At 57.3% G+C, this 9356-nt stretch carries 9 protein-coding genes; 2 read left to right on the forward strand and 7 right to left on the reverse strand.

Features of this window, described 5'->3' with window-relative positions:
- Together VKV29_RS11745 and VKV29_RS11750 are read right to left on the reverse strand one after the other, a co-directional pair.
- The coding region (locus tag VKV29_RS11745) for a hypothetical protein (protein WP_324201500.1) at positions 1-348 on the reverse strand (348 nt) is incomplete at its 3' end.
- A 20-nt stretch (positions 349-368) separates the two neighbouring features.
- A complete protein-coding gene (locus VKV29_RS11750) occupies positions 369-545 on the reverse strand; it encodes a hypothetical protein (RefSeq protein WP_324201501.1) in 177 nt (58 codons plus the stop codon).
- Positions 546-943: 398 nt separating this feature from the next.
- Here VKV29_RS11750 and tyrS point away from each other — a divergent pair, with 398 nt between their 5' ends.
- Complete coding sequence (gene tyrS / locus VKV29_RS11755) at positions 944-2194, forward strand: tyrosine--tRNA ligase (RefSeq protein ID WP_324201502.1); 1251 nt, start codon at positions 944-946, stop codon at positions 2192-2194.
- 6 nt (positions 2195-2200) lie between these two features.
- Complete coding sequence (locus VKV29_RS11760) at positions 2201-3898, forward strand: hypothetical protein (protein WP_324201503.1); 1698 nt, start codon at positions 2201-2203, stop codon at positions 3896-3898.
- On the opposite strand, the gene VKV29_RS11765 is transcribed toward VKV29_RS11760, so the two are convergent.
- The 5 genes from VKV29_RS11765 to flhF form a co-directional block, all read right to left on the reverse strand.
- A complete protein-coding gene (locus tag VKV29_RS11765) occupies positions 3842-5095 on the reverse strand; it encodes a M48 family metallopeptidase (RefSeq protein WP_324201504.1) in 1254 nt (417 codons plus the stop codon). The genes VKV29_RS11760 and VKV29_RS11765 overlap by 57 nt on opposite strands.
- Before the next feature lie 7 nt (positions 5096-5102).
- Positions 5103-5621, reverse strand: a complete 519-nt coding sequence (tpx, locus tag VKV29_RS11770; RefSeq protein ID WP_324201505.1) for a thiol peroxidase — start codon at positions 5619-5621, stop codon at positions 5103-5105.
- A gap of 61 nt (positions 5622-5682) precedes the next feature.
- A complete protein-coding gene (locus VKV29_RS11775; RefSeq protein ID WP_324201506.1) occupies positions 5683-6384 on the reverse strand; it encodes an ABC transporter ATP-binding protein in 702 nt (233 codons plus the stop codon).
- Positions 6385-6400: 16 nt separating this feature from the next.
- A complete protein-coding gene (locus VKV29_RS11780; RefSeq protein WP_343217366.1) occupies positions 6401-7549 on the reverse strand; it encodes a sn-glycerol-3-phosphate ABC transporter ATP-binding protein UgpC in 1149 nt (382 codons plus the stop codon).
- Positions 7550-7816: 267 nt separating this feature from the next.
- Positions 7817-9295, reverse strand: a complete 1479-nt coding sequence (gene flhF, locus VKV29_RS11785; protein WP_324201508.1) for a flagellar biosynthesis protein FlhF — start codon at positions 9293-9295, stop codon at positions 7817-7819.
- Positions 9296-9356 lie beyond the last annotated feature (61 nt).

Raw genomic sequence — 9356 nt, forward strand, 5'->3', positions numbered from 1 at the left:
GGTGTCGTAGAGGGCCAAGCCGTAGACCGACCAGGTGGGTTGGGCGAAATGCCTTACCCACGCCAACTCCTCAAGAGCGGCTTGGGGATGCTGGTCTTGACCTAAAGCGGTCTGGGCCAGCCACAGGTGCAGCCAGGCCGCCGAGAGGGAGGAGAGCTTGGGCTGATGGAGCCGTTTGCGCCACAGGAGGCGTTGGGTGGGGGAGACGGATTGGGTGGGTTGCCCCAGAGCATCCAGCAGCGAGAGGGAGCGTGTGGCCGGAGCGAGCGGATGGGAAGGCTTGGGGGCCGGTTGGAGGTAGTTGATGGAGAAGTGGGGTTGCGAACGTTTGGGTTTGGGGAAGTTCATGGAGTTTTTATTGTTAGCAATTAGGGGGGGGTATGCTCACGAGTTTGGGCAATGGCCACACAGGGTGCCGAGAGCACAAAGCTCCAGACAAAGCTGCCAAGGGTGGTAAGGGCACAGAACCGTTGCCAGGGGGCAAAACGGGAAGGGGCGTAAAGCCCCAAACGCGCCACGAGCCGGTGGACTGCCAAAGCCTTCATGGTTGCGACCTCCTTAACGAGCAGAGAAGTAGCAGGAAAGGTTTGTAGGGTTATATAGTTATATTATAACAAAGCCGGGACGTGTTGTCAAGAGTTTGGCAAAAAATTTTTTGCCTGGAGGCAATTCGCGATAATACTGAGGCAGGGCAGGCTGCCACTGGAGGAGAAATGGTTGGACACTATGGCTTCTCTGGCGAGCAAGGTTCTGCAAAAAATAAGGGGCTAAGAAGCAACGCCTTCATAGAAGAAACTGCGAATAGGTGTGAGATGCCCACTCCTGAACGGAAAAGGGGAGAGGATGTTCCATGTGACGGTGTGGGTTGGTGTTTTGGAGGACACTCCGTTCTAACATGGGGTAGACTCTCTGTTAACGCAAAACATAGCTGTTGGAGGAGCTTTTGGAGACCGCAACGACCATACCCAACGATATCTTACAGCAGGCCGAGCGCTTGAAAAGAGGTACGGCCGGAGTCATTCCAGAAGGGGGGCTGGAGGAGAAGCTGTGGAAGGCACGGCAAGAGAACCGACCCCTGCGCATTAAATTGGGCCTAGACCCCACCGCGCCGGATATCCACCTCGGCTTTGCCGTGGTCTTGAGAAAGTTGAGGCAGTTTCAAGACCTCGGGCATCAGGTAGTGATCATCGTCGGAGACTACACCGCGCTGATAGGAGACCCTTCGGGCCGCTCTACAACCCGCCCCATGCTCTCACAAGAGGAGATCGCGGCCAATGCCCGTACCTATGTGGAGCAACTTGCGCGCATTCTAGACCGCGAACGCACCGAAGTCCGCTTCAATAGCGAGTGGTTGGGAAGGCTTACCTTTGCCGATGTTGTGCACCTCGCCGCTAAAATGACGTTGGCCCAAGTTTTACAAAGGGAGGATTTTGCCAATCGCTATGCCCAAGGCCTGCCTATAGGCCTCCATGAACTGCTCTACCCGTTGGCACAGGCGTACGACTCGGTGGTCATCAAAGCCGATATAGAAATGGGAGGGCTAGACCAAACATTCAATATCCTCGCCGGGCGTGACCTCCAGCGGGAGATGGGCCAAGAGCCTCAGGTAGCCCTTTTTATGCCCTTGCTTGTAGGCCTAGACGGCGTGAAAAAGATGAGCAAGTCGCTGGGGAACTATGTGGGGATAACGGAGCCACCGCTGGATATGTACGGCAAGCTCATGTCCATCTCCGATGCGATGATGCGAGACTATTTCGTGCTCTGTACCGATGTGCCCCTCGAAGAGATAGAGGAGTTATTGCAGCGGGCGTCGAAAGGAGAAATAAACCCAAAGGACGTCAAACGACGGTTGGCTCGTGAGATCGTAGCGATCTATCATGGGGCGAAGGCGGCAGAGGAGGCCGATATCGAATGGAACCGCGTGCATGCGGGTGGCGAGCTGCCGAGCGATGTGCCCGAGATAGTGGTTGGATCGGAACAGGCTCGCGAGGGACGTATTTGGATATGCCGACTGCTGGTGGCAGCCGGTATTGCTAAAAGCAACAACGAGGCTCGACGCCTTGTTGAACAGGGAGGAGTGGAGCTAGACGGTAAGCGGGTACAAGATGTAAACGCCGAGTTCGACATGGCGGCGCTGGAGGGCAAACTACTTCGCGTGGGAGCGCGACGCTTTGTGCGCATACGAACAGGGTAGAAGAGAATGCAAGAGGCGGAGAGTCCGCAGTCAACAACGAGAAGGTGGCGGCCTACGGAGGCGCTAGAGCGCATCGAAAAAAGGGCTGTTCTGTTCGTGATGGTTGGGGGGCTGCTCGTTTGGCTGCTATTCGGGCATGCTACGCATCGAACGGCGCCGCCGTCGCAAGGCGGCATGAGAAAGGACTATCTCGTACCGCCTCGGCTAAGTGCAATCCAGTCAGACCCACGCGATACCCGTGTGCTCTATATTGACCCCCTGCATCTACCACCTCCGGTTTCTGCTCCGCTTTATGTGGCCAATTTGTCGGAGGATTGTGGGGGATATCTTGTTTCCGTGCGGCAGGTGCTTTGTGGACGAGCGCACCTGTTCGGGAATGTGGCGCCCACAGTGCACCTGCCCGCCGGAAAACTCATCGTAAGTCTACAGGTGATGTCGGTTCGGCACGATCTACACAACATCAGCATAGATGCCCGCTCGAAGGTCTACGCTCAGGACGATACCGGCCAGAAATTGGTGGGGAGCTATCTCAGCAATTTTCGCTTTCCCGGAGGGATCGGAGCGCTTTTTGAGCTGCCGGCACCATCGCCTTCTGCAAGGCTGCTCACCTATTTTGCGGGCACCCTGATGCTCTCTTCCCTTTTACAAGAGGAGAAGTTGGCGGAGCGTTATGAGTCGCGCCTCTATCCGACATTAAGCCAAATCAACCCTCATCCAGAGCCACCACCCCAACCGCCTGCACAGCGGGTTCCGTTTCGGATATCCAACGTCCCTCTGCCGATAGCGACCCATATCTTTGGGCTACTCTCGGCGCGACTCTTACCGGACTCGCAGCTGGGTATGCTCGGCCGGCGCCCGAATCTCGTCTGTCTCACACGGGCACAGGCTGCCGCTTGGCGCAAGCTCTTCCCGCCCTTCGTGGCCGATCCCGGGCCATTTCACCTGCCGAACCATCTCATTTTGGCGCCAGGTATGGATGGCCGCTTTGTAGCCCCCGTGGGTGGGCAGGAGAACGTTCTTTTGGACTGCACGCTGAACGCCTCCTTGGCACGGTACGGCCTCTTGCCGACCACCCTAAGGTTCGCCCTCGCCGGCAGGCCCGCGCGGGTGTGGCAAGGCCGGTTTGACTTTTGGGATCATGAACCGGTCGTTTTTCTTATGCCGCCGCAATGGTCGCCGCCAGGGCAACGCCTTGCTATCTGGATGGAGCTGTATCTGGATATGCCACCTCCTACGGCAAACCCCATCCCCCCCGGCGAATGCATCCATCTCACCGTTCCGGCAGGGCAGTTGGGCGGCGGTCTGGCGGGGCGGGTGCTTTTGGAAGGGGCGCCTGTCGCTTTGGGGGTGGTGGAGGTCTCTCTTGCCTGTATTGAGGGGGCGGCAAAAGGGCAGGAGGACGATGTCTGGTTGCCGTTGGATAGGGAGGGACGTTGGTTCCTCCAGGGGCTTTATCCGGGGCGATATGAGGTGCAGCTTCGGAAGGTGCAACCCTATCTAAGCCCCTTCGGGATGCCCGGAAACTTCCGATGGTCGGACTATGCGCGTTTGCACAACGGTATTCAGAGGGGCGCTTGGCAAAGGGCACAACAAGGCCCCATTGTCGTTGTGGCCGGCAGCATGACAATACTGCAAGATTGGAACTACCTACCTACCGTTCGAGTGGCGCCAGGGGTGGTAGCTCAAAGCAAACTGAACCCGTGATTGCAGCGAAGGATGCGTTCCGTACCACCACTGGATGAGCTTAGGGGGATTTGGGTCTTCATAATCGCGTTCGGCGAAGCCGATAAACAGTTGCGCCATAGCCTGGTTGAGGTGGGTAAGACGAAGCGCGAAAGCGTCGGCGCGATGCTCAAGATAGCGCGATTCGAGGTTGGCTAGCGGCATTTGAATTTGAAGCAGCACATAGAGACAGAGCAAAAGCGCCGGAAGTGCAGCAAGATCGGTTGGGCCTTCGATGCGCCACTTTCGGGCAAAACGCTGGAGCAAAGCCGGGAACACCTTGGCCAACACCCAAAGCAGCACCCCGGCCCCCACGATGTTGCTAAGCGTTATGATCCAGACATGTTTTTCCACGTAGTGCCCCATTTCATGGGCCACCATCACCAGTAACTGATCGGGCGGGAGCGTTTTGAGGGCCGTGTCGTCTATGACGATGCGGGTGGTGGGGCCGATGCCGGTGACGTAGGCGTTGACGTGCGTCGTGCGGCGACTGGTGTTCTCCACAAGAATGACTGCATGATGGATATTAGCTTTGGCGGCAAGCGTTTCAATGGCACGACGGAGTGGCCCCGGAGGTAGGGGACGATAGTGGTTGAAAAGAGGCGCGATGACGATAGGCTGTAGCACGTTGTTAAATAGAATGAGTGGAATGAGTGCCGCCCACAGCCACAGCCACCATCGTTGTGGGCTTCGAAAGTAGACGGCATAACCGAGCCATAGAATGAGAATGAGAGGCAGCGAAAGCGCCCACGAGAGAGCCGTATCGCCGAGCCACATAGCCCAACCCTCGCGTGCAAACCCGAACTGTTTTTCCAGCACCAAGCCAGCCATACCTAAAGGCATTTGCCAAAGGAGAAACAGCAGAGAGAACGCGGCGTAAAAAAGCGCCAGCGTACGTAATGGCGGGGGCTTTTCCAAGGTTGGCCGACGCGCCGTTAGACGATAGGCCCAACATCGAAGGCGTGCCGCAATTCCGAGGTGCAAGGTTAACCAAAGCCCCAACCCATGCCAAAAGATGCCGAAGAAACCTAAGGCATACCCCAGCCGTTGATAGGTGATGGCGCGTGGAGGAACGTGAAACGCCACGGCAGGCGTGGGAGCCGCCAAAAGGGCGAGCGGCGCGGCAAGCAGCACAAGCCCTAAGAGAAAGAGGCTTGCCGTTCGTGCTGCTTGCCGCATAAGCGCCTCAAGCCACCGCGGCGAGGGCGGCGTCGTAGTTAGGCTCTTGGGTTATCTCTGGCACATACTCTACATACTTAACTTTGCGATCGGGGCTTACCACGAAGACGGCACGGGCCAGAATCCGCTGCAATGGCCCTTCGGCGATGAGGAGGCCGTAGGCTCGACCAAAGTCGCCGGTTCTATGGTCGGATAACACCTTGATGCGGTCTATATGTTCGCTGCCACAGAAGCGCGCTTGAGCGAAGGGCAAGTCCATGCTGACGGTAAGGACGGCCACGGTGTCGGGAAGTTGCGCGGCTTTTTGGTTGAAGGTGCGCGTTTGCTGAGCGCAAACCGAGGTGTCAATGGAGGGGACGACGGAGATCAGCAGGGTTTTCCCGGCAAAGTCATCAAGCGTGACATCGCCGAGGCCGTCGGCGGCGTTCTGTTGTAGACGGAAGTTAGGAGCGGCGTCTCCCGGTTTCAGCTCCGGGCCTTCGAGGGGCACCGGGTTTCCCTTGAAGCTGACGGTTCGATGTGACATGGGTTTTTATCTCCTGATAAATAGATAGGGTTTCGCATAGCGGCTTTTTCATGGTCGGTTTCTACGGTAGGATAGTCCGTAAGGGTTGAGTTGTGGTCGAGTGCTCTTCTACCTTTTCTAAACAGCCATCGAGTAGGTAGTAGATGCGATCGGCCCCTTGCAGCATCAGGGGGTCGTGGCTCACGACGATAACGGCACCTCGATCTCTGTAGGCCAGTAGCAAATCTATGACGGCGCGGCCGTTGGTATGGTCGAGCGCGGCCGTTGGTTCATCGGCGAAGATCACCTCCGGCTCTTGCATCATGGCACGGGCTACGGCCAAACGCTGACGTTCGCCACCGGAGAGGTGGGTTGGAAAGCTGTTGCGCAGATGCGCAATATTCAGTTGGTGAAGGAGCAGGTCGGCCTTCTTGGCAGCATCCCTATCCGCCGATGCGGCGGCTATAAGCAGGTTCTCTTGAACGGTAAGGTAGTTAATGAGGTAGGGATACTGAAATACAAAACCGAACTTCTGTCGTCGTAGGCGCACGCGCTCTCGTTCAGAGAGCGCGTAGAGGTCGGTGCCCCTGTAGAGCACTTTTCCCGTCACCGGTCGTTTCAGCCCGCTTAAGAGATAGAGCAGCGAGCTTTTCCCGGAGCCGGAGGGCCCCATCACGCCGAAAAAGCCGGTTGCCGGAATGTCCAACGAAATATCGCGTACGGCGTAGGCGATGCGGTCTCCATCACCATAACTCAGACTGATATGCTCGGCTTGCAGCAGCATGAGGGCCTTTCATATTTTAGTAGATAGCCTGCTCGGTTTCAGGATCGAAGAGGTGGCTCTTGGCCATATCGAATACGATTTCGAGTTTGCCGCCCACTTTAGCCGTGGAGGCGCTATCAATCATGGCAATGAGCGAGATGTCGTTGCTTTTAAGGTACATTTCCATGTCGCTACCGAGCGGCTCTACCACATCTACATCCACCGTGATGGTGTTACCGGAGGTCGGCTGAACCAATCCCGGCAGGTTTTTGTCGTAGATGTCCTCCGGGCGAATGCCCCAAATGCACCGCTTGCCCACGTAGCCGCGCGCCTTTTGAGCCTGTTCTGGGGGTAGGGTCACCTGGAAGCTTCCAGCATCCACCAGCAACTCTCCATTGCGTTCTACGATGGTGGCCGGAACAAAGTTCATTGCGGGCGAGCCGATGAAGCCCGCCACAAAGAGGTTCGCCGGATGGTTATAGAGGTTGAGCGGTGTGTCGCACTGCTGGATCACTCCGTTGTTCATTACGGCGATGCGGTCGCCCATGGTCATCGCCTCCACCTGGTCATGCGTTACGTAGACTGTGGTGATGCCAAGGCGACGATGCAGCTTGATAAGCTCCGCGCGTGTCTGAACACGCAGTTTGGCGTCGAGGTTCGAGAGCGGTTCGTCCATCAAGAACACCTTTGGCTCGCGCACGATGGCCCGCCCTAGGGCAACCCGCTGACGTTGACCACCGGAAAGCTCTTTGGGTTTTCGCTGCAGGAGGTGTTTCAACCCCAGCATTTCGGCGGCCTCGTTCACCCGGCGATCGATCTCATCTTCGCTGAAGGCGCGTCGCGTGTTAAAAGGCCAGGGCAGGTTCGTGGGCACCCGTTTTAAACGGAGGCCAAAACTCATGTTATCGTAGACGTTCATATGGGGGTAGAGGGCGTAGTTTTGAAAGACCATGGCGATGTCGCGGTCTTTGGGCGACACATCGTTCACCACGCGATCGCCGATGATGATCTCCCCGGAGGTGGCCTCTTCCAAACCGGCGATCATGCGCAGTGCGGTCGTCTTACCACAGCCGGAAGGGCCGACGAGCACCATAAACTCACTGTCACGAATTTCCAAATTCACATTGTTAACGGCAACCACTTTGTTGAACACTTTGGTGAGATTTCGTAGTATCACACCGGCCATGCAGGCATTTTCCCCTTCATCGCGAGTTAACGTTTCCAACGGTTTCCTTCTTTGGTTTATGGAAAAGGCACCAACCAGGCCTCTCTTCAAGCAGGGGTGGCGCTTCTTCCTCTCTATTCGTAAAAATCATACCACGAACTTGTGCCCAAAACCTACGTGTGGTCGTCCAAGGCGTTCTAGGGATGAGGGCAAAAGCAAAAAGAAGGGCCTTCGCGGTTATCGCGTCGGCCCTCTATCGAAAGGAGTTCGCGAGGAAGTTCTTGTGCGCTAACAACCCTCTTCGAGAAGGAGGTGCGCAAAACGTCGCCCGTCGGCGGCCTCGATATCTTCTGGTACCTTTTGGCCTGTCGTGATGTAGGCGAGCGGCACGCCCGTTTTATCGAGCACGTTCAGCAAGGAGCCGCGGCTGTCGGTCTCATCGAGCTTGGTAAAGATGAGGTTATCCACACGTGCTTTGGAGAAGCGCTCCACAGCTTCCAACATATCGCGCTCTTTCATGCAGGCGGAAAGCACAAGATAGCTTTTGGTATTCAATCGGTCTATGAGGCTTTTGAGTTCTCCCACCTGCATCGTGTTCTTCTGGCTTCGGCCGGCCGTATCAATCAGCAGCAGATCGTAGTCCGCGCACTCGCGTAGGGCGGCCACGGCCTCGCTCTGATCGTAGGCCACGCGCACGGGGATATCCATAATCTGGCCGTACGTTTTGAGTTGCTCTACGGCGGCGATGCGATAGGTGTCTACCGTGAGCAGGGCGACTCGCTTGTGTTCGAGCAGAGCAAAACGCGCCGCCAGTTTCGCGATGGTGGTCGTTTTGCCTACGCCGGTTGGCCCGATAAACACGACCGTCGTCAATTGCCCCGGCGTGGGGGCAAGGGGCGCAGCGATGGGGATGCGCCGCGCGATGAGGTCTGAAAGAGCAGAGAGCGCCATAGGCAACCGCGCCTGCTCGCTCCAGCGGCTTACATCGGGCAGGTTTTCCACCAGGTCACGGGCTAAGGCCTCGTCTACTCCTATTTCTAGGAGCTTCTGATAGAGTTCGGGGCAGGCCGGCAGCACAAGGGGCGTCGGTGCGGTAGGCGCCACAACAGGGGCAAGCGCAGAGACGACTGCGGTGACCGTCTGTTCCTGCGAGAGCCTCTGTTGCTGCTGCAAGGTATCTAGTGCCTCGCGTATCTCCGCTAGGGCCTGCTCTAGCTCGCCAATACGTTGGGTGGAGGAGATGGAGGTCTTTTTCGCACCGTTGGTTGCGGTGGTCTCTGCTGCAGGCTCTACGGAATGGTTGTTGAGTGCAGGTGTTGGGCGACGGGCTTTGGATGCGGAAGCGGGCAGGCGCTCCTCGGCGTGCGGTTTAGAGAGGATCGAAGGCGTTGGCACGGTTGAGGGAGGGCGTGTTTTGGTGGCGGTAGCAGAGCGAGTTTGGGGGGTCAGTTTGTCCCCATGGTTATTGGCAACGGCAGCGATGGTATGATAGGCCTGCGCGGCGGCCGCCGAGGTGGCGCCGGCGGTTTCGGTGGGGTTGTCTTCCTCTTTAGGTTGGCTGCTTGAACGGGATTTCGCTTCGACCTCTTCGCGGGGAACAAGGCCGGTGGCGGCCACGACGCGAACGATCTCGCGGGCACCGATGCCCAGCAGCCCTCCTTTGCGCGCCTTGCGTGTATCCAAAATAATGGCTTCCGGGCCAAGCTCGTTGCGTATCTGCGTGAGACACTCCTTTAGGGAGTTGGCTTCATACTCTCTAATGAGCATCGAATGGGATCGCCTCCGTGGGAGGATTCAGGCCAGAGATGGCTTTCCCCTCTATTATCGG

It is taken from the genome of Chthonomonas sp., from assembly GCF_035294165.1.
Taxonomy (GTDB): domain Bacteria; phylum Armatimonadota; class Chthonomonadetes; order Chthonomonadales; family Chthonomonadaceae; genus Chthonomonas.

What these genes read in the sequence shown, in the direction of transcription:
- VKV29_RS11750 (WP_324201501.1), bottom strand. Translation starts at nt 545, where the DNA reads ATGAAGGCTTTGGCAGTCCACCGGCTCGTGGCGCGTTTGGGGCTTTAC.
- VKV29_RS11760 (WP_324201503.1), top strand. Translation starts at nt 2,201, where the DNA reads ATGCAAGAGGCGGAGAGTCCGCAGTCAACAACGAGAAGGTGGCGGCCT.
- VKV29_RS11765 (WP_324201504.1), bottom strand. Translation starts at nt 5,095, where the DNA reads ATGCGGCAAGCAGCACGAACGGCAAGCCTCTTTCTCTTAGGGCTTGTG.
- tpx (WP_324201505.1), bottom strand. Translation starts at nt 5,621, where the DNA reads ATGTCACATCGAACCGTCAGCTTCAAGGGAAACCCGGTGCCCCTCGAA.
- VKV29_RS11775 (WP_324201506.1), bottom strand. Translation starts at nt 6,384, where the DNA reads ATGCTGCTGCAAGCCGAGCATATCAGTCTGAGTTATGGTGATGGAGAC.
- VKV29_RS11780 (WP_343217366.1), bottom strand. Translation starts at nt 7,549, where the DNA reads ATGGCCGGTGTGATACTACGAAATCTCACCAAAGTGTTCAACAAAGTG.
- flhF (WP_324201508.1), bottom strand. Translation starts at nt 9,295, where the DNA reads ATGCTCATTAGAGAGTATGAAGCCAACTCCCTAAAGGAGTGTCTCACG.